The organism is Bacillus sp. SD127, from assembly GCF_058566445.1.
Map to the genome: position 1 here is coordinate 1,591,230 of NZ_CP191226.1, position 20,676 is coordinate 1,611,905.

Genomic DNA, 20,676 nt, shown 5'->3' on the forward strand with positions numbered 1-20,676 from the left:
ACAACATTTGGAGGGAACAACGTGGAACGAATTTCATGGAACCAATATTTTATGGCTCAAAGCCATTTACTGGCACTGCGCAGCACCTGCCCGAGATTGTCTGTCGGCGCTACCATTGTCAGAGATAAACGCATGATTGCAGGAGGCTATAACGGATCAATCGCAGGCGGCGTACATTGCGCGGACGAAGGATGCTTAATGATAGACGATCATTGCGCGAGAACGATTCACGCGGAAATGAATGCGATTCTTCAATGCTCTAAATTTGGAGTGCCGACAGATGGAGCGGAGATATATGTCACGCACTATCCGTGTATTCAATGCTGTAAGTCTATCATTCAAGCCGGTATCAAAACAGTATATTACGCTGAGGATTATAAAACACATCCGTATGCCCAGGAGCTATTTGAGCAATCAGGCGTTACGGTTGAACAGGTTGAACTCGATGAAATGATCGTTGATCTGAAAAATAGAGAAAAGCTTTCATTTGTAGCAGGGCTTTTAGAAAAATTAGCGGATGCCGGTCTTGCAGAGGAAGATTTGAAGAAAATACATGAACAGGCTAATAAACTTTTTACGAGTTATGTGTGATTGATGCGGAATTCGCGTCTATTATTGCCTTTGGCGGCAGCTTCAGCAACGGCTGGAATTGCTGCCGCCTCTTATTTCTCCGCTGTCTTTCTCTTCTTCCTCTCTCTTCTTATTGTGTCAACCAAAACAAGGCACGCTCCACTCATTTTTGTTTGTTTATTCTCTTTTGTACTCAATTTTGCCCTGTTTAAGATCACAGATTCTCAAAATACTTCTTCGTATCAGCAGGGGAGCTATCACTTCAAGGCGGTTATTCATAGTATTCCTAAAATTGAAGGGGATCGGATGTCTATGCTGATCAAGACGCCCGATGGCGAAAAATGGGCTGCCTCTTATCGGATTCAGTCTTTAGCTGAAAAAGACAAACTGTCACATCTAGAGCCGGGTATGGCATGCGAATTGACTGGTGCTTTGGAGAAGCCAAAACAAGCAACAGTGCCGGGAACATTTGATTATCAACAGTATCTTTACCGGCAGCATATTCATTGGAGCTATTCTGTCACATCTATTGGAAATTGCAGCGAGCCTTCAGGTGTCCGGTATAAGCTTCTCAGTTTGAGAAAATACATCGTATCATTCACGAACACACAGCTTCCGCCAGATTCAGCAGGAATCGTACAGGCGCTTACAGTAGGTGAAAGATCTTATTTAGATGACGATGTGCTTAATGCTTACCAAAGTCTAGGTGTTGTCCATCTGTTAGCCATCTCAGGACTCCATATCGGAATTTTGACAGCAGGCCTATTTTACGCAATGATCCGTCTGGGCATAACAAGAGAAAATGCGTCAATCCTCTTGCTTTTGTTTCTGCCGATCTATGTTATTTTGACAGGTGCAGCGCCCTCTGTTCTCCGAGCTGCTCTGATGTCCGGCATCTGCTTAGCGGGAAGCCTTTTTCAGCAGCGGGTGAATTCTGCCGGGGTAATCTGTCTTTCGTATATTGTCCTCTTGCTTTTTAATCCCTACTACCTTTTTGAAGCTGGATTTCAGCTTTCATTTGCGGTCAGTTTTTCTTTAATTCTCTCATCGTCTATTTTTCAGCATATCAAAACGAGTCTGGGACAGCTGACGATTGTATCTGTTATTGCCCAGCTAGGCTCACTACCCATTCTTCTGTATCATTTTCAGCAGTTTCCTATCATTAGCATTCCGATGAATATGGTGTTGGTGCCTTTTTATACATTCTGTATTTTACCGGCTGCTATTATAGGAGTTATTCTATTATTTTTTTCAGCATCCGTCGGTCAATTTCTGTTCTATTGGTTTGATGTAATGATGACCTGGATCAACAGACTGATCACTAAAATCGCTGATATAGAAATATTCACAATCATCATCTCTCGCCCTGCACCTGCTCTTCTTCTCTTATTCACGCTCACTGTCATCATATTGCTTATGAGTATTGAGAAACCCTCATTTCCCCGGCTGACAGTGTCCACAGGCCTTTTTTGTGCAACGCTTATCCTGCTCTTTGTTTTTCCTTATGTTAGTTCCGAGGGAGAAGTAGATATGATTGATATCGGACAAGGTGACAGTATGTTTGTCAGTGCACCGTATCAGAAAGGCCGTGTTTTAATTGATACGGGAGGCACTTTGTCTTATTCGTCAGAGCCTTGGCGGGAAAAACAGCATCCTTTTTCACTGGGGGAAAAGGTGCTGATCCCTTTTTTAACGGCAAAGGGCATCAAGCAGCTTGATGCGCTGATACTGACGCACGCAGATCAAGACCATATCGGAGAGGCAGAGGTTTTGCTGAAGCATCATAAAGTGAAGCGTCTCATCATTCCGAAAGGGTTTGTTTCCGAACCTCATGATGAGAAAGTGCTGCGGACTGCCAGACAGGAGGGTGTGGCAATTGAAGAGGTGAAGCGGGGTGATGTATTGCAAATAAAGGACTTACAGTTTCATGTGCTGTCACCGGAAACGCCTGATCCGGCAAGTAAAAATAATTCTTCTCTCGTTCTATGGATGAAAACAGGCAGGATCAGCTGGCTCCTGACGGGTGATCTGGAAAAAGAGGGGGAACAGGAGGTTATCGATGTGTTCCCAAATATAAAAGCGGATGTGTTAAAGGTGGGGCATCATGGAAGCAAGGGCTCGACCGGTGAAGAATTCATCAAACAGCTTCAGCCCAAAACGGCGGTCATCTCAGCGGGTGAAAACAATAGGTACCATCATCCGCATCAAGAAGTTCTTCAATTGTTAAAGAGCCGATTCATCCGTGTGCTGCGCACTGATCAAAGCGGCACGATCCAATACACGTACAAAAGCGGATCTGGAACCTTTTCTGTTTATCCTCCATATGATACATCAGATATGACAGAGACGAATTAAAAAAGACTGCCGAGAAATCAGCAGCCCGGGCAGTCGTGTTATGAACCAACCAGGTGAATAACCGTTGCCATGACAAACAATAAGGCGAAAAATCCGAAGGACACAACAAAACCAACCGCTGAATCTACAGCATCATTTCGTTTGCTTTGAACGTTTTTTTCAAAATCATTCAATTTCATCCCCCCTGACTGACTTAAGTATAATGGAATCGTTTTGAAAAATCTAGAAGCTAAGGTAACGTTTTCTGTTCTGGTGATTATCGCCTTTTTACAAGCTGTCCCGGGGGCTTGCGAACAGGCGTTTAATATAAATGGGGAAGCAGCTGTCAGGCTTCCTCTTTACTATTTTGCAAACTCAATTTAGGATAGAAGGGGATGATGAAAGAGAGGAAGTCGTACAACAATGGTATTTGATGTGTGGAAAAGCCTGAAAAAAGGAGATGTCCATCCGGTTTATTGTTTATACGGAAAAGAGACGTATCTGCTCCAGGAAACCGTCAGCAGGATCAGACAGACGGTGATTGATCAAGAGACGAAAGATTTCAACCTGTCTGTTTTTGATTTGGAAGAAGACCCGCTTGATCAGGCGATTGCCGACGCTGAAACGTTCCCGTTTATGGGGGAGCGGCGCCTTGTCATTGTGAAAAATCCATATTTTTTAACGGGTGAGAAAAAGAAAGAAAAAGTTGAGCACAACGTCAGTGCGCTTGAATCGTATATACAATCACCGGCACCATACACGGTCTTTGTTCTGCTTGCGCCTTATGAAAAACTGGATGAGCGGAAAAAACTGACCAAAGCGCTAAAAAAACAGGCGTTCATGATGGAGGCAAAGGAATTAAACGCGAAGGAAACGACAGACTTTACGATCAATCTGGCGAGAACCGAGCAGAAAACGATCGGCACCGAGGCGGCAGAGCATTTGGTTTTGCTTGTAAACGGGCATCTGTCATCCCTTTTTCAGGAGATTCAGAAACTCTGCACGTTTATTGGAGACCGTGAAGAAATTACGCTGGATGATGTAAAAATGCTTGTAGCGAGAAGCCTGGAACAAAATATCTTTGAACTGATTAATAAAATCGTCAATCGGAAACGAACTGAGAGTCTGCAAATTTTTTATGACTTGCTCAAACAAAATGAAGAACCGATCAAAATTATGGCTCTTATATCGAACCAGTTCCGGCTGATCCTGCAGACGAAATATTTCGCGGAACAAGGGTACGGACAAAAACAGATTGCTTCTAATTTAAAGGTGCATCCATTCCGGATAAAGCTGGCGATGGATCAAGCAAGGCTTTTTTCAGAAGCCGAGCTCCGGTCTATTATTGAACAGCTTGCCGTTATGGACTATGAGATGAAAACCGGGAAAAAGGACAAGCAGCTTTTACTAGAGCTTTTTCTCTTGCAGCTGTTAAAAAGAAATGAAAAAAACGATCCTCAATTATGAGGATCGTTTTTGTTTTATGCAGAAAGTCCGTTCACTTTTTTCGCTAGTCTTGATTTGTATCGAGCTGCGGCATTTTTGTGTACAAGACCTGTTTTCACTGCTTTATCAATACGTTTAGCTGCTTCAGTAAGAGCAGTTTTCGCTTTGTCAGCTTCGTTGTTTGCAACAGAAGCTTCAACTTGTTTGATTGCAGTACGCATAGCAGATTTGATTGTCGCGTTATGAGCGCGGCGTTCGTTATTAGTTTTTGTACGTTTAATCGCTGATTTAATGTTTGGCATGTGTTTCACCTCCTAAGATACAACCTGTAGCACAGTGTCTTAAGGTTAAATCTTCTTCACAATAGAACAAATTGTATTCTATCAAACACACCTTTAGATTGCAATATAAATGTAAAGTATTTTTCATTGAAGGAATGCTTTTAAGCATGATTCATTTTATAAATGGAAACAATATGGATACTGAATATCGAAGGAGGCCCTGTATGAAAAAGAGTGAGCTGGATGTAAATCAGTATTTGGTACGTACGGATTTAGCGGTTGAAACGAAGGAAGCCATGGCTAATCAGCAGGCTGTGCCTGCAAAAGAGATAAAAGGTTTTATCGAAAAAGAACGCGATCATGGCGGAATAAAAATCCGCACTGTTGATATCACGAAGGAAGGCGCTGAGCTTTCAGGAAAAAAAGAAGGACGTTATTTAACAATTGAGGCCCAAGGGATCAGAGAAAATGACTCGGAAATGCAAGAGAAAGTCTCTGCTGTATTTGCGGAAGAATTCTCAGCCTTTCTGGAAAGCCTTAAAATCTCAAAGGATGCGAGCTGTTTAATTGTCGGCCTCGGCAACTGGAACGTGACACCTGATGCGCTCGGTCCGATGGCTGTAGAAAATCTATTGGTGACAAGACATTTATTTAAACTCCAGCCTGAAAATGTGCAGGAGGGCTACAGGCCTGTCAGCGCATTTGCTCCTGGTGTCATGGGAATTACAGGCATTGAAACAAGCGACATTATTAAAGGGGTAATCGAACAGTCAAAACCTGATTTTGTGATTGCTATTGATGCACTTGCGGCGCGTGCGGTAGAAAGGGTCAACACAACCATTCAAATATCAGATACAGGAATTCACCCGGGGTCAGGCGTTGGAAATAAACGCAAAGACTTGAGCAAGGACACCCTAGGCGTACCTGTCATTGCAATCGGTGTACCGACAGTCGTTGACGCGGTAACAATTGCCAGCGATACGGTTGACTACATATTAAAGCATTTTGGCAGAGAAATGAGAGATGACAGTCCGTCGAGATCGCTTGTTCCGGCGGGAATGACGTTTGGGAAAAAGAAAGTGCTTACTGAAGAGGATCTTCCCGACCCAAAACAGCGTCAATCGTTTCTCGGCATTGTCGGGACTCTTGAAGAAAACGAAAAGCGGCAGCTCATTCATGAGGTGCTGGCGCCTCTGGGCCATAATTTGATGGTCACGCCGAAGGAAGTCGATTCATTTATTGACGATATGGCAAATGTGCTGGCAAACGGATTAAATACAGCGCTTCATGAAAAGGTGTCTCAAGAAAACAAAGGCTCCTATAATCACTAAACGGTTCTACTTCCTCTAGCTTGTTCATAGAGTAATTACTAGACAAGCGCTGGAGGGATTCAATGAGAAATAAACGCAGAAACAGACAAATTGTTGTTGCGGTGAATGGCGGGAAAGCGATAAAGGCGATCTTTCTATTTATCGCATGCCTAGTAGTGATTTTTGTTTTATCTGGTGTGCTGACGTCTCTCCGGCCGGAACTCAGGCCTTCGTCTGACTCTTTTTACGGGATTGCCGACGAACTGCCGGGTGACGTATTTGCACACTTGCTGCGGATGGAAAACCATTATTTCGCTTCTGACCTTTCTCAAACCGACAGCTCATTTCATCTATCACGTCTTTCTTTAAAGCTGGCGACAAGTATTAATCTCGAAGATCCGCGAAGTTTTCTTGGACGCGAGCTGCCTGGGTTTGCGCAATTTGACACAGAGATTCTTTTAGCGGGACAAGGCACCGATTATACAAACATGCCGTCGGAATCCCCGCCGCCTTCAAAGGTGATGCAGGAAGAAAGAGAAGCGAATTTGGCGGAGATTGAAAAACAGCAGACGCAAACAGACAATACGAAAAAAGACCCGCCAAAACAAACAACCGGCGATAAGAAGGTTGTCTTTATCTATCACACGCACAATACAGAATCTTATCTCCCGTTATTAAAAGGTGAGACCGACCCCGATATGGCGCGTCATTCTAAAGCAAACGTCACCCTCGTGGGGGACATGTTCGGAAAAGCGCTGCAATCTCAAGGTATCGGAGCCACAGTTAATAAAACGGATATACAGGCAAAACTGAGCAAAAAAGGGTTGAATTATGCCAGATCCTACGATGAATCAAGGCCGGTCGTACAGGAAGCCCTTGCGTCAAACAAAAATCTGCAATATATCATTGACATCCATAGAGACTCCAGGCGCAAGAAAAATACGACGGCAACCATTAAAGGGAAAAGCTATGCCCGGGTAGCGTTTGTGGTCGGCAAAAAAAGTAAGAATTTCGAAGAAAACTACAAAATTGCAAGTGAGCTTCACAAGCTGATGGAGAAAAAATACCCGGGACTCAGCACAGGGGTCTTTTCTAAAGGTTCACCAGGCGATAACGGAGTTTACAACCAAGACTTAAACGACAGAGCGCTTTTGCTTGAATTCGGCGGAGTGGACAACAATCTCGAAGAGCTGCAGCGGGCGGCTGACGCAACCGCTGACGTATTCAGCGAAATGTACTGGGATGCTGAAAAGGTTAACGCTGAAAGCGGCGAGACGAAAAAACAATAAGAAATAGGTGGTCGAGTTGATTGCATATCTTGGCAAATGCTTGCTTCTTGTGGCGATGATGTTTATAGGCGTCCTGTTCGGCATGCAGCAGGCGAATAACGGCATGCTGAGCATGAAAGGCTATCATGATCCTTCACTGAAAGGCGCGTTTACGCTCACAGACGGAGAAAATAATGAAAAAGAAGCGACCGTTTTAGGGGAAACAGTAACCTCGAAAGATTTAGAAGAAAAACAAAAAGAGCTGGAACAGGTGGAAACCTTTAACGTTTTCTCTAAAGCCGGAAAAACGCTTTCTGACACAGTGACCAACACAGCCCAATCGATGTATGAATGGGTACGGGATATGAGAAAATAAGTGCTTGAAAGAGAAAAGCAGCCCCAGTATGAGAGGGAACTTTTCTCTTTCTTGTTTTACATTGAATCTTTACAATCCTATTGATATAATCTAAGCTAGTGTATTTTGCGTTTAATAGTAGGAGTGATAGATTGTGACAGATAAAGAAAAGCGTTTAGAGAGGCAGTCGAGAATTCGGAATTTCTCCATCATCGCCCATATTGACCACGGAAAATCGACCTTAGCGGATCGTATTTTAGAAAAAACGTCGGCAATCACTCAACGAGAAATGAAAGAACAATTGCTTGATTCTATGGATCTTGAACGCGAACGGGGCATCACCATTAAATTAAACTCTGTTCAGCTTAAATACAAAGCAAAAGACGGAGAGGAATATATTTTCCACCTGATTGACACACCGGGACACGTCGATTTCACATATGAAGTATCCCGAAGCCTTGCTGCCTGCGAAGGAGCGATACTTGTTGTGGATGCGGCGCAAGGAATTGAAGCGCAGACGCTTGCGAACGTTTACTTGGCGCTTGATAATGACCTTGAAATTCTTCCGGTTATTAATAAAATCGATCTGCCAAGCGCAGAGCCGGAACGTGTTCGCCAAGAGGTGGAGGACGTCATCGGCCTTGACGCATCGGAAGCCGTGCTCGCTTCAGCAAAAGCCGGGATCGGGATTGAGGAGATATTAGAGCAGATCGTGGAAAAGGTGCCTGCTCCGACCGGAGATCCAGAAGCGCCGCTTAAAGCGCTGATCTTCGACTCGCTTTATGACGCTTACCGCGGTGTCGTGGCTTATATCAGAGTCGTTGAAGGAACGGTAAAGCCGGGGCAAAAAATCAAAATGATGGCAACCGGCAAAGAGTTTGAAGTGACAGAAGTCGGTGTGTTCACGCCGAAAGCAACTCCGACAGATGAACTGACCGTCGGCGATGTAGGCTTTTTAACTGCTGCGATCAAAAATGTCGGTGACACACGCGTCGGTGACACGATAACAAGCGCGGCCAATCAGGCTGCCGAAGCGTTGCCTGGATATCGCAAGCTGAACCCGATGGTGTATTGCGGTTTGTATCCGATCGATACGGCCAAATACAACGATTTAAGGGAAGCTCTTGAGAAGCTTGAACTGAATGACTCATCGCTTCAATATGAAGCAGAGACATCCCAAGCGCTCGGATTCGGTTTCCGCTGCGGATTTTTAGGTATGCTTCACATGGAAATCATCCAGGAGCGGATTGAGCGTGAGTTTAAAATCGACCTGATCACAACGGCACCGAGTGTTATCTATGATGTGTATATGACAGACGGCGAAAAGGTTGTTGTCGACAACCCGTCCAACATGCCTGACCCACAAAAGATCGAAAGAATCGAGGAGCCGTATGTAAAAGCGACAATGATGGTGCCGAACGATTATGTCGGTGCGGTGATGGAGCTTTGCCAAGGAAAACGCGGCAATTTTATCGACATGCAATATTTAGACGCAAATCGTGTCAGCATTGTCTATGACATGCCATTAGCGGAAATCGTCTATGAGTTTTTTGATCAGCTGAAATCAAGCACAAAAGGCTACGCGTCCTTTGATTACGAACTGATCGGCTACAAACCGTCTAAACTTGTCAAGATGGACATTATGCTGAACGGAGAAAAAATCGACGCCCTTTCATTTATCGTGCATCGCGATTACGCGTACGAACGCGGAAAAGTAATTGTAGAAAAACTGAAAGAGCTCATTCCGCGCCAGCACTTTGAAGTACCGATTCAAGCGGCGATCGGCCAAAAAATCGTGGCCCGCTCTACCATTAAAGCGATGCGTAAAAACGTATTGGCTAAATGTTACGGCGGAGACATCTCGCGGAAACGGAAGCTTCTTGAAAAACAAAAAGAAGGAAAACGCCGAATGAAGCAGGTCGGCTCAGTTGAAGTGCCGCAAGAAGCATTTATGGCGGTCCTGAAAATGGACGACAGTCCGAAAAAATAATAGAAGCCGCCGCAGTCCTGTACTGCGGCTTCTTTCTGTAAAGAAGGTGAATACATTGAAATCAGCTTATATCCATATTCCATTTTGTGAGCATATTTGCCACTACTGCGATTTCAATAAATATTTTATTCAAAGCCAGCCCGTCGGCGAGTATTTAAACGCACTCGAGAAGGAAATGATAAATACGATAGAAAAAACGGGGCAGCCTGATTTGGATACGATTTTTATCGGAGGAGGCACGCCGACATCCCTCTCAGAGGACCAGCTCAAAAAATTGATGGACATGGTCAGCCGTGTGCTGAAGCCTGCAGACACTTTAAAAGAATTCGCTGTTGAGGCGAACCCGGACGACCTATCGGCAGAAAAACTGAAAATACTCAAGGAAGCGGGCGTTAATCGTTTAAGCTTCGGTGTGCAAACATTCGAAGACGACCTTCTAGAAAAAATCGGACGGGTGCATAAACAAAAAGACGTATTTGCCTCTTTTGAACGTGCAAGGGAAATTGGTTTTGAAAATATCAGTCTCGATTTGATGTTCGGTCTTCCCGGACAAACGCTTAAACATCTGGATCATTCTTTAAAAACTGCTTTATCCCTGAACGCAGAGCATTATTCCGTTTACTCTCTCATTGTAGAACCGAAAACGGTATTTTATAATTTGATGCAAAAAGGGCGGCTTCATCTGCCGGCGCAGGAACAAGAAGCCGAAATGTACGAAACGGTGATGAGCCGGATGGAAGCTGCCGGTATTCATCAATATGAAATCAGCAATTTTGCAAAGCAAGGCATGGAATCTCAGCACAATCTGACGTACTGGAGCAACGAGGAATATTTCGGTTTCGGAGCAGGAGCCCACGGGTATATCGGCGGAATTCGAACGGTAAACGTCGGACCTGTTAAGCATTACATTGACCTGATAGCTGAAAAAGGTTTTCCTTATCGCGATACACATGAAGTGACGATGGAAGAACAAATTGAAGAAGAGATGTTTTTAGGATTAAGAAAAACATCCGGAGTCAGCAAAAAACGGTTTGAAGAGAAATACGGTCGTTCTCTTGATAAACTGTTTCCCGGCGTTTTAAAAGAGCTGTCTGAAAAGGAACTGATTCTTAACACAGAATCTGCCGTTTGTTTGACTCATCAGGGAAAATTATTGGGTAATGAAGTTTTTGGCGCTTTTTTGGGTGAGTTATAATTGACATTTTTCTTGTGGTTTGATACTTTTGTTATAGATTTAGCACTCGCTTGTTGAGAGTGCTAACAGAGGTGATGATGATGTTAACAAATCGTCAGCTGCTGATCCTTCAGGTCATAATCAACGATTTTATTAAATCGGCGCAGCCGGTCGGATCTAGAACTCTTTCGAAAAAAGATGAAATCACATTTAGCTCTGCAACAATAAGAAACGAGATGGCTGACTTGGAGGAGCTGGGCTTTATTGAGAAAACCCACTCTTCCTCAGGACGTGTTCCGTCGGAAAAAGGGTACCGGTATTATGTTGATCATTTGCTGTCGCCCGTCAAACTGACAAAAACCGACCTAGACCAAATCCACTCGATCTTCAAAGAAAAAATATTCGAGCTGGAAAAGACAGTTCAAAAATCAGCAAAAATTTTGTCCGATCTTACGAATTATACGTCTATCGTACTCGGGCCGAAGTTGAGCGAGAATTATCTTAAACAGATTCAAATCATACCGATTCAGCCCGATAAAGCGGTAGCCATTCTCGTAACCAATACGGGGCATGTGGAAAATAAAACGATTAATTTTCCAACCAAAATGGATCTGTCTGATATTGAAAAGCTGGTAAATATACTGAACGACCGTTTAACCGGTGTTCCGATGGATGAACTGAATGAACGCATTTTTAAAGAAGTTGTCATGTACTTAAGGCAGCACATTAAGAACTACGACAACATCCTTGAAGCGCTGCGCTCAACATTTCATTCGACAAGTCACGTTGAAAAATTGTTTTTCGGCGGGAAAATCAATATGCTGAACCAGCCCGAATTCCATGATATCGGCAGAGTGCGGTCGCTGCTTTCTCTAATCGAAAAGGAGCAGGACGTCTTGAAGCTCGTCCAATCTTCAGATACAGGCATTTCGATTAAAATCGGAAAAGAAAATGACTATGAAGAGATGGAAAACTGCAGCCTGATTACAGCCTCTTATTCAGTAGATAAGAAGCAAATAGGCTCAATTGCGATCATCGGACCAACCCGTATGAATTATTCACGGGTGGTCAGTCTGCTTCAGCATGTGACTTCAGACTTGTCAAAAGCATTAACAAGTTTGTATGATGAGTAAGGGAAATTTGGCAAATTTTATCGAAGGGCATCACCCGCCCTTCTCCTTACACTTTTGAGGGAGGTGAACACAATGTCAGAAGAAAAACAAACCGCGGAACAAAACGAAACAGAAGAGCAAGAAGTAATCGAAGAACAAGCTGCCGCTGAAGAACAGCAGGAAGAAACAAACGAAAGCGAACTTCTTCAAAATCAAATTAACGAATTGCAAGGTTTGCTTGAGGAAAAGGAAAACAAACTTTTGCGTGTTCAAGCAGACTTTGAAAACTATAAACGACGCAGCCGCTTAGAAATGGAAGCGTCACAGAAATACCGTTCTCAAAACATCGTTACTGAATTGCTGCCGGCTCTTGACAGCTTTGAAAGAGCGCTTCAGGTTGAAGCCGACAATGAACAGACGAAAAGTTTGCTCCAAGGAATGGAAATGGTCCACCGCCAGCTCGTAGAAGCCTTGAATAAAGAAGGCGTAGAAGCAATCGAAGCTGTAGGACAGGAATTTGATCCGAACCTTCACCAAGCCGTTATGCAGGCTGAAGATGAAAACTACGGCTCCAACATTGTCGTTGAGGAAATGCAAAAAGGCTACAAGCTGAAGGATCGCGTCATTCGCCCTTCCATGGTAAAAGTGAATCAATAATTACATAGCAGGAGGTTATTCAAGTGAGTAAAGTTATCGGAATCGACTTAGGTACAACAAACTCATGTGTGGCAGTACTTGAAGGCGGCGAGCCTAAAGTTATTGCTAACGCTGAAGGAAACCGCACAACTCCATCAGTTGTCGCATTCAAAAACGGCGAACGCCAAGTAGGGGAAGTGGCTAAACGCCAATCTATCACAAACCCTAACACAATTATGTCTGTCAAACGCCATATGGGTACAGATTACAAAGTTGAAATTGAAGGAAAAGATTACACTCCTCAAGAAGTGTCTGCTATCATCCTTCAACACCTTAAATCATACGCTGAAAGCTATCTTGGCGAAACAGTATCAAAAGCAGTTATCACAGTTCCTGCATACTTTAACGATGCTGAGCGTCAAGCGACAAAAGACGCTGGTAAAATCGCAGGTCTTGAAGTAGAACGTATCATCAACGAGCCGACTGCAGCAGCGCTTGCATACGGACTTGATAAAACAGATGAAGATCAAACAATCCTGGTATACGACCTTGGCGGCGGTACATTCGACGTTTCCATCCTTGAACTTGGCGACGGTGTATTCGAAGTTCGTTCAACTGCCGGTGACAACCGCCTGGGCGGAGACGATTTTGACCAAGTCATCATCGATCATCTTGTGTCTGAATTCAAAAAAGAAAACGGCATTGATCTGTCAAAAGACAAAATGGCGCTTCAGCGTTTGAAAGACGCAGCTGAGAAAGCGAAAAAAGATCTTTCCGGCGTATCTTCTACGCAAATTTCTTTACCGTTTATCACAGCTGGAGAAGCAGGACCGCTTCACCTTGAACTTACATTAACTCGCGCTAAATTCGAAGAGCTTTCTTCTCATTTAGTAGAGCGCACAATGGGCCCTGTCCGTCAAGCGCTTCAAGATGCAGGACTTTCTGCAAGCGAAATCGACAAAGTCATCCTTGTCGGCGGATCAACTCGTATTCCTGCCGTACAAGAAGCAATCAAAAAAGAAACTGGAAAAGAAGCGCATAAAGGCGTAAACCCGGATGAAGTTGTAGCGCTTGGTGCTGCAATTCAGGGCGGCGTTATCACTGGTGACGTAAAAGACGTTGTTCTTCTTGACGTTACACCGCTTTCTCTCGGTATTGAAACAATGGGCGGCGTGTTCACAAAACTGATCGACCGCAACACAACAATTCCGACGAGCAAATCACAAGTGTTCTCAACTGCTGCTGACAACCAAACAGCTGTTGATATCCATGTTCTTCAAGGTGAGCGCCCAATGTCTGCCGACAACAAAACACTCGGCCGCTTCCAGCTTACTGATATCCCGCCAGCACCGCGCGGCGTGCCTCAAATCGAAGTTTCTTTCGATATTGACAAAAACGGTATCGTAAATGTAAGAGCAAAAGACTTAGGCACAGGAAAAGAACAAAACATCACAATCAAATCTTCTTCAGGTCTTTCTGATGATGAGATCGAACGCATGGTAAAAGAAGCGGAAGAAAATGCTGACGCTGATGCGAAGAAAAAAGAAGAAATCGAAGTCCGCAACGAAGCAGATCAGCTTGTTTTCCAAACTGAGAAAACATTAAAAGATCTTGAAGGCAAAGTGGACGAAGAACAAGTGAAAAAAGCCAACGATGCCAAAGACGCCTTAAAAGCAGCGATTGAGAAAAACGAATTTGAAGAGATCAAAGCGAAAAAAGATGAGCTTCAAGCAATCGTTCAAGAGCTTTCTATGAAGCTTTATGAAGAAGCTGCTAAAGCACAGCAAGCTCAAGACGGAGCAAACGCTGAAGGCAAAGCTGATGACAACGTTGTCGACGCTGAATACGAAGAAGTAAACGACGACCAAAACAAAAAATAAGTTTCTTTCTGAGTCAGCCCGCTTTTGGGCTGGCTGAAAAGAACATATTTCATAATCTGATTCAATGGTTAGAAAGTCAAAGTCAGGCATCTCTTGGCTTTGACTTTTTTTCTTGCCCGGGATAAAAGGAATTGAAAAATCATAATTCAAAATGATACAATCTAATTTATGTGAGAAATTCGGGAGAGTGAAGTAGATGAGTAAGCGTGATTACTATGAAGTGCTGGGTGTAAGTAAGAGCGCTTCAAAGGATGAAATAAAAAAGGCTTATCGAAAGCTGTCAAAAAAATATCATCCTGACATTAACAAAGAAGCCGGATCAGATGAAAAGTTTAAAGAAGTCAAAGAAGCATACGAAACGCTGTCTGATGACCAAAAACGGTCTCATTACGACCAATTTGGCCATACTGATCCTAACCAAGGCTTCGGCGGCGGCGGTTTTGGCGGCGGCGACTTCGGCGGTTTTGGTTTCGATGATATTTTCTCAAGTATTTTCGGCGGCGGCACTAGACGAAGAGATCCGAATGCACCGCGTCAAGGGGCGGATCTGCAATATACGATGACTTTGTCATTTGAGGATGCCGTTTTCGGAAAAGAAACGACCATCGAGATTCCGCGTGAGGAAACGTGTGATACATGTAAAGGCTCAGGGGCGAAACCTGGTACAAATCCGGAAACGTGCTCACACTGCGGAGGCTCCGGTCAGCTAAATGTGGAGCAAAACACGCCGTTTGGTAAAGTTGTCAACAGACGAGTCTGCCACCACTGCGAAGGTACAGGTAAAATCATTAAAAACAAATGTGCGGATTGCGGCGGCAAAGGAAAAATCAAAAAACGCAAAAAAATCAACGTCACAATTCCTGCCGGTGTAGATGACGGGCAGCAGCTGCGTCTCTCAGGACAGGGTGAACCAGGCGTAAACGGCGGCCCTGCCGGGGATTTATTTGTCGTATTCCACGTGCGCGCCCACGAATTCTTTGAGCGCGACGGAGATGATATTTACTGTGAAATGCCGTTAACGTTTGCTCAAGCCGCGCTTGGAGATGAAGTGGAAGTTCCGACGCTTCACGGGAAAGTGAAATTGAAAATCCCTGCCGGTACACAAACAGGAACAAAATTCAGATTAAGAGGCAAAGGCGTTCAAAATGTCAGAGGCTATGGACAGGGTGACCAGCATATCGTCGTCCGCGTTGTCACTCCGACAAACTTGACAGATAAACAAAAAGATATTATCCGCGAATTTGCCGAAGTCAGCGGAAACCTGCCTGATGAACAGGAAATGAGTTTCTTTGATAAGGTAAAACGCGCGTTTAAAGGCGATTAATTATTGGATGAGGAGTTGGTAGTTTTGAAATGGTCCGAATTAAGCATTCACACAACACATGAAGCGGTCGAACCTATCTCAAATATTTTGCATGAAGCTGGTGCGAGTGGGGTTGTGATAGAGGACCCGCTTGATTTAATTAAAGAACGTGAGAATGTGTACGGGGAAATCTACCAGCTCGACCCCAATGATTATCCGAACGAGGGTGTCATTGTCAAAGCGTATCTGCCGGTCAACAGCTTTCTTGGAGAAACGGTAGAGGGCATTAAAGAAACAATTAATAATCTGCTTCTTTATGATATTGATTTGGGCAGAAACCATATCACCATTTCCGAAGTGAACGAAGAGGAATGGGCGACTGCTTGGAAAAAGTATTACCACCCTGTGAAAATTTCTGAAAAGTTTACGATTGTGCCGACGTGGGAGGAATATACGCCGGTACATACGGATGAGCTGATTATTGAAATGGACCCGGGAATGGCATTCGGAACAGGCACACACCCGACAACCGTACTTTGTATTCAGGCGCTTGAACGCTTTGTGCAAAAGGGTGATAAGGTGATTGATGTAGGCACAGGCTCCGGAATTTTAAGTATTGCGGCTGCAATGCTTGAGGCTGAATCGGTTCATGCCTATGATCTTGATCCCGTTGCTGTAGAAAGCGCACGTCTCAATTTGAAGTTAAACAAGGTTAGCGATATAGCTCAAGTCAAACAAAATAATTTGTTAGACGGGATTTCAGGAGAACATGATGTGATCGTTGCCAACATTTTGGCTGAAGTCATCCTTCGTTTTACTTCACAGGCTTATCATCTGCTGAAAGACGGCGGGCACTTTATTACTTCAGGAATTATCGGCCAAAAAAAGCAAGAGGTAAAAGAAGCATTGGAACAGGCTGGTTTTACCATTGTGGAAATCCTCTCAATGGAAGATTGGGTCAGCATTATTGCAAAAAAATAACAGTTAGTAGGTGTCACAGCGTATGCAACGATATTTTATCGAGCTCACGAAGCAGCAAATGGAGGAAGCGCCGGCTATTTCAATTACCGGAGAAGATGTTCATCATATTGTCAATGTCATGAGAATGAACGAGGGAGGCCAAATTATCTGCTGCTCTCAGGACGGCTTCGAAGCAAAATGTGAACTTCAATCTGTTTCCAAAGAAAAAGTGTCCTGTCTTATGATAGAATGGACGAATGAAAACAGAGAGCTTCCGATAAAGGTTTATATTGCAAGCGGCCTCCCGAAAGGGGATAAACTTGAATGGATTATCCAAAAGGGGACTGAGCTGGGAGCTCATGCCTTTATTCCTCTGCAAGCCGCACGCTCTGTTGTCAAGCTGGATGACAAGAAAGCGAAGAAAAAGCGGGAAAGATGGACAAAAATTGCGAAGGAAGCGGCGGAGCAATCGTACCGAAACGAAGTGCCGCAAGTGCTGGATATCCATTCCTTTCAGCAGCTTCTTGAAAAGGTGCAGAATTTCGATAAATGTGTCGTTGCATACGAAGAGTCATCGAAGCAAGGAGAAACAAGCTCGTTCAGCGCAGTTGTAAGCAGCCTTCCGAAAGGATCATCCCTTTTGATCGTATTCGGTCCCGAAGGCGGTTTAACAGAAGCGGAGGTTGAGCGGCTCACGGCGAAAAACGCTGTTCCGTGCGGCCTCGGACCGAGAATTTTAAGGACAGAAACCGCTCCGCTATACGCGCTGAGCGCAATTTCTTATCATACAGAGTTATTAAGAGGTGATCAATAATGGCAACTGTTGCGTTCCATACGCTTGGCTGCAAAGTCAATCATTATGAAACAGAAGCAATCTGGCAGCTTTTCAAAGATGCGGGCTATGAAAGAAGAGACTTTGAACAAACAGCTGACGTATATGTCATTAATACATGTACGGTAACAAATACGGGAGATAAAAAAAGCCGCCAAGTGATCAGACGCGCCATTCGTCAAAATCCTGACGGCGTCATCTGCGTCACAGGCTGTTATGCGCAAACCTCGCCAGCTGAGATTATGGCAATCCCGGGTGTAGACATTGTAGTCGGAACTCAGGATCGTGAAAAAATGCTTGGCTACATCGATCAATATCGTGAAGAGCGTCAGCCGATCAATGGCGTCAGCAACATTATGAAAGCTAGAGTATATGAAGAGCTTGATGTACCGGCATTCACAGACCGGACAAGAGCGTCATTAAAAATACAGGAAGGCTGCAATAACTTCTGCACGTTCTGTATCATTCCGTGGGCGCGCGGACTTCTCCGTTCACGTGACCCGGAGGAAGTTATTAAACAAGCACAGCAGCTTGTTGATGCGGGTTATAAAGAAATCGTACTTACTGGTATTCATACAGGCGGCTACGGTGAAGATATGAAAGATTACAACTTTGCCAAGCTTTTGAGAGAACTTGACGCCCGTGTTCAAGGTGTGAAACGGATCAGAATTTCGTCCATCGAGGCAAGCCAGATCACAGACGAAGTAATTGAAGTTTTAGACCGTTCAGATAAGATTGTGCGCCATTTGCACATTCCGATTCAATCCGGATCAAACACAGTGCTTAAACGGATGAGACGCAAATACACTATGGAATTTTTCGCTGACCGTTTAAATAAGCTGAAAAAAGCACTTCCGGGCTTAGCCGTAACCTCCGATGTCATTGTAGGCTTCCCTGGTGAAACAGAAGAAGAATTTATGGAAACCTATAACTTTATCAAAGAAAACAGATTCTCTGAACTGCATGTTTTCCCTTATAGCAAACGTACGGGAACGCCAGCTGCGCGGATGGAAGACCAAGTGGATGAAAACGTCAAAAACGAACGTGTACACCGCCTGATTGCACTTTCTGACCAGCTTGCGAAGGAATATGCCTCTGATTATGAAAATGAAGTCCTTGAAATTATCCCTGAGGAAGCATTTAAAGAATCAGATGAAGAAAACATGTATGTCGGCTACACAGACAACTACATGAAAGTTGTTTTCAAAGGTACGGAAGACATGATCGGCAAAATCGTGAAAGTAAAAATACTAAAAGCAGGCTATCCATACAATGAAGGACAGTTTGTCCGTATTGTTGAGGATGACATAACAGAACAAATGCGTATGTCTTCTTAATCTGAAAAACCGGTGCATCTGAATGTGCCGGTTTTTTATGTTCAGTTTTTAGTTGGGATAAGCAGGTTAATAAAGCTGTAGAACAAGTTGGTAAGCGGTAAAAACAAAAGAGCTGATACGACATTAAATAGCAGGCTGAAATGGGCGATTCTTTGGGCAGGGTCTGCCGAGAGCTGTTCAACAAAGCCGGTCGCTGCCGCCAAAAACGGGAATACAATTGCTACGCCGATTATGTTAAACAAAACATGGGCGCACGCTGTCTGTTTTGCGGCATATCCGCCGGATACAGCAGCCATGACAGCTGTAATGCATGTCCCGATGTTTGACCCAAGCACAACGCTCATTGCCTGTGTCAGTCCAATAACGCCTTCATTCATAAAGCTCATTAAAATGCCGATGCAGACAGAACTTGAGTGAATGATTGCAGTTAACACCATGCCGATAAGCAAAGCAGACCAGTTTGAGTCGTTTACATGATGAAGAATCCCTGCACCTGTTTTCAGCTGAGTAAGCGGTTCTGCAAGACGGCTGAAGCCGCTGATGCAAAAAAAGATAATTCCGAGTCCGAGGAAGCTTGTTCCCAGCTGTTTGAACGGATACCTGCCCGTCAGAAAAAACAGCAAACCGCCAATCAATAGAATCCAAATCAACACATCCATTTTGATTGCAAGAAATTCGGTTGTAAAGGTAGATCCGACATTTGTTCCAAGGATCATCGGTATTGTCCGTTTGAAAGAAAGGGCCCCCGCACTTACAAATCCGATGACAATTACCATAAAGGCGGAGCTGCTTTGGAGAAATCCTGTAAAAACAATACTGATGAGGAATGCTTTTAATGGATGATCCGTAAAAATCAGCAGCTGCTCTTCAATTTTTGAATACGTCAGCGAAATTAAACCTTTCCGAAGCATGTTCATTCCTGTGAGAAAGAATAATATAAGAGCAGTAAAACTAATCAGAAGCAACATTTTATTCACCAACCCCTTTCTATCATTATATAGACAGGCAGTCCCGCTCATGACGGAAAAGTGAACTCACTTAGTTGACCTGACTGAAGGCTTATATTATAATGTCAAAGTACATGTTTATATGTGTAACTTAAAGGTAGTCGATTGGTGTATTCGGAGGGAGGGAAAGAGAATGTCAAAAACGGTCGTTAGAAAAAACGAATCGCTTGAAGATGCTCTTCGTCGCTTCAAACGCAGTGTATCAAAGACAGGTACTTTGCAAGAAGCAAGAAAGCGCGAATTTTATGAAAAACCTAGCGTAAAGCGCAAGAAAAAGTCTGAAGCTGCTAGAAAACGCAAATTCTAAAAGAGGGTGGATTTATGAGTCTTCTTGAGCGACTTAACCAAGATATGAAGCTATATATGAAAAGCCGTGAGAAAGACAAACTGACTGTCGTTCGAATGGTTAAGGCTTCACTTCAAAACGAAGCAATTAAGCTTAAGAAAGACAGTTTGACCGAGGATGAGGAACTCACTGTCCTTTCTCGTGAACTTAAGCAACGTAAAGACTCCCTCCAGGAATTTTCAAACGCTAATCGTTTAGATTTAGTAGATAAAGTTCAAAAAGAGCTGGACATTTTAGAAGTTTATTTACCACAGCAGCTATCAGAAGAAGAGCTGCGTACAATCGTAAATGAAACCATTGCGGAGGTCGGTGCGAGCTCAAAAGCGGACATGGGCAAAGTGATGGGGGCAATTATGCCTAAAGTAAAAGGTAAAGCTGACGGAAGTTTAATTAATAAGCTTGTGAGCAGTCAACTGTCTTAAATGGCAAAGAAAAGGACATCTTTCTAAGAGAGATGTCTTTTTTTTATACATAAAAAAATGAAACCTTTGATACATTTGTTACGTATGAAGAGAAGGCACTTACTATACGAGGA

General features: G+C 43.8%; 21 protein-coding genes. 18 read left to right on the forward strand and 3 right to left on the reverse strand.

Going from position 1 to position 20,676, the window contains the following annotated elements; translation table 11 throughout:
• Window positions 1-21 precede the first annotated feature (21 nt).
• Both ACQVGS_RS08205 and ACQVGS_RS08210 read left to right on the forward strand, forming a co-directional pair.
• Complete coding sequence (locus ACQVGS_RS08205; RefSeq protein ID WP_010335007.1) at window positions 22-591, forward strand: ComE operon protein 2; 570 nt, start codon at window positions 22-24, stop codon at window positions 589-591.
• A 3-nt stretch (window positions 592-594) separates the two neighbouring features.
• Window positions 595-2,925, forward strand: a complete 2,331-nt coding sequence (locus tag ACQVGS_RS08210) for a DNA internalization-related competence protein ComEC/Rec2 (protein ID WP_491831788.1) — start codon at window positions 595-597, stop codon at window positions 2,923-2,925.
• A 38-nt stretch (window positions 2,926-2,963) separates the two neighbouring features.
• Here ACQVGS_RS08210 and ACQVGS_RS08215 read toward each other — a convergent pair whose 3' ends face one another.
• Window positions 2,964-3,098 (reverse strand): YqzM family protein, encoded by a 135-nt coding sequence (locus ACQVGS_RS08215; protein WP_010335005.1) that lies wholly within the window; start codon window positions 3,096-3,098, stop codon window positions 2,964-2,966.
• Between the two features lie 40 nt (window positions 3,099-3,138).
• Here ACQVGS_RS08215 and ACQVGS_RS08220 point away from each other — a divergent pair, with 40 nt between their 5' ends.
• Together ACQVGS_RS08220 and holA are read left to right on the forward strand one after the other, a co-directional pair.
• Window positions 3,139-3,288 (forward strand): hypothetical protein, encoded by a 150-nt coding sequence (locus tag ACQVGS_RS08220; protein WP_003229985.1) that lies wholly within the window; start codon window positions 3,139-3,141, stop codon window positions 3,286-3,288.
• A gap of 39 nt (window positions 3,289-3,327) precedes the next feature.
• Window positions 3,328-4,371 carry a DNA polymerase III subunit delta gene (gene holA, locus ACQVGS_RS08225; protein WP_106020122.1) on the forward strand — a complete coding sequence of 348 codons (1,044 nt, stop codon included), beginning with the start codon at window positions 3,328-3,330 and terminating at the stop codon, window positions 4,369-4,371.
• A gap of 14 nt (window positions 4,372-4,385) precedes the next feature.
• On the opposite strand, the gene rpsT is transcribed toward holA, so the two are convergent.
• Window positions 4,386-4,652: a 30S ribosomal protein S20 gene (rpsT, locus tag ACQVGS_RS08230; protein WP_010335003.1), complete on the reverse strand. Its 267-nt coding sequence runs from the start codon at window positions 4,650-4,652 to the stop codon at window positions 4,386-4,388.
• A 203-nt stretch (window positions 4,653-4,855) separates the two neighbouring features.
• On the opposite strand from rpsT, the gene gpr reads away from it, so the two are divergent.
• From gpr to mtaB, 12 genes are all read left to right on the forward strand, one after another.
• Complete coding sequence (gpr, locus tag ACQVGS_RS08235; RefSeq protein WP_044154490.1) at window positions 4,856-5,962, forward strand: GPR endopeptidase; 1,107 nt, start codon at window positions 4,856-4,858, stop codon at window positions 5,960-5,962.
• 62 nt (window positions 5,963-6,024) lie between these two features.
• Entirely contained in the window at window positions 6,025-7,230 is a 1,206-nt protein-coding gene (gene spoIIP / locus ACQVGS_RS08240) for a spore autolysin SpoIIP (RefSeq protein WP_101861061.1), read from the forward strand.
• 16 nt (window positions 7,231-7,246) lie between these two features.
• Window positions 7,247-7,585: a YqxA family protein gene (locus tag ACQVGS_RS08245; protein WP_105953578.1), complete on the forward strand. Its 339-nt coding sequence runs from the start codon at window positions 7,247-7,249 to the stop codon at window positions 7,583-7,585.
• Window positions 7,586-7,718: 133 nt separating this feature from the next.
• Window positions 7,719-9,554 (forward strand): translation elongation factor 4, encoded by a 1,836-nt coding sequence (lepA, locus tag ACQVGS_RS08250; RefSeq protein ID WP_044154493.1) that lies wholly within the window; start codon window positions 7,719-7,721, stop codon window positions 9,552-9,554.
• Between the two features lie 55 nt (window positions 9,555-9,609).
• Window positions 9,610-10,749 carry a radical SAM family heme chaperone HemW gene (gene hemW, locus ACQVGS_RS08255; protein WP_101864550.1) on the forward strand — a complete coding sequence of 380 codons (1,140 nt, stop codon included), beginning with the start codon at window positions 9,610-9,612 and terminating at the stop codon, window positions 10,747-10,749.
• An 80-nt stretch (window positions 10,750-10,829) separates the two neighbouring features.
• Window positions 10,830-11,861, forward strand: a complete 1,032-nt coding sequence (hrcA, locus tag ACQVGS_RS08260) for a heat-inducible transcriptional repressor HrcA (RefSeq protein ID WP_024122104.1) — start codon at window positions 10,830-10,832, stop codon at window positions 11,859-11,861.
• A 72-nt stretch (window positions 11,862-11,933) separates the two neighbouring features.
• Window positions 11,934-12,497 (forward strand): nucleotide exchange factor GrpE, encoded by a 564-nt coding sequence (grpE, locus tag ACQVGS_RS08265; protein ID WP_024122103.1) that lies wholly within the window; start codon window positions 11,934-11,936, stop codon window positions 12,495-12,497.
• Window positions 12,498-12,520: 23 nt separating this feature from the next.
• A complete protein-coding gene (dnaK, locus tag ACQVGS_RS08270; RefSeq protein ID WP_024122102.1) occupies window positions 12,521-14,356 on the forward strand; it encodes a molecular chaperone DnaK in 1,836 nt (611 codons plus the stop codon).
• Between the two features lie 196 nt (window positions 14,357-14,552).
• On the forward strand, window positions 14,553-15,680 hold the full coding sequence (gene dnaJ / locus ACQVGS_RS08275; protein ID WP_024122101.1) for a molecular chaperone DnaJ: 1,128 nt from the start codon (window positions 14,553-14,555) through the stop codon (window positions 15,678-15,680).
• Between the two features lie 24 nt (window positions 15,681-15,704).
• Entirely contained in the window at window positions 15,705-16,640 is a 936-nt protein-coding gene (gene prmA / locus ACQVGS_RS08280; RefSeq protein WP_106020120.1) for a 50S ribosomal protein L11 methyltransferase, read from the forward strand.
• 22 nt (window positions 16,641-16,662) lie between these two features.
• Window positions 16,663-17,433, forward strand: a complete 771-nt coding sequence (locus ACQVGS_RS08285; protein WP_106020119.1) for a 16S rRNA (uracil(1498)-N(3))-methyltransferase — start codon at window positions 16,663-16,665, stop codon at window positions 17,431-17,433.
• Window positions 17,433-18,788, forward strand: coding sequence for a tRNA (N(6)-L-threonylcarbamoyladenosine(37)-C(2))-methylthiotransferase MtaB (gene mtaB, locus ACQVGS_RS08290; protein WP_024122098.1), 1,356 nt, complete (start codon window positions 17,433-17,435; stop codon window positions 18,786-18,788). The genes ACQVGS_RS08285 and mtaB overlap by 1 nt, the downstream gene beginning before the upstream one ends.
• Window positions 18,789-18,829: 41 nt before the next feature.
• Here the strand turns inward: mtaB and ACQVGS_RS08295 are convergent, their stop codons facing one another.
• Window positions 18,830-19,756 (reverse strand): Na/Pi symporter, encoded by a 927-nt coding sequence (locus ACQVGS_RS08295; protein WP_106020118.1) that lies wholly within the window; start codon window positions 19,754-19,756, stop codon window positions 18,830-18,832.
• Between the two features lie 172 nt (window positions 19,757-19,928).
• On the opposite strand from ACQVGS_RS08295, the gene rpsU reads away from it, so the two are divergent.
• Window positions 19,929-20,102 carry a 30S ribosomal protein S21 gene (gene rpsU / locus ACQVGS_RS08300; RefSeq protein ID WP_003152957.1) on the forward strand — a complete coding sequence of 58 codons (174 nt, stop codon included), beginning with the start codon at window positions 19,929-19,931 and terminating at the stop codon, window positions 20,100-20,102.
• A gap of 14 nt (window positions 20,103-20,116) precedes the next feature.
• Complete coding sequence (locus ACQVGS_RS08305; RefSeq protein ID WP_010334989.1) at window positions 20,117-20,563, forward strand: GatB/YqeY domain-containing protein; 447 nt, start codon at window positions 20,117-20,119, stop codon at window positions 20,561-20,563.
• The last annotated feature ends 113 nt before the right edge of the window (window positions 20,564-20,676 follow it).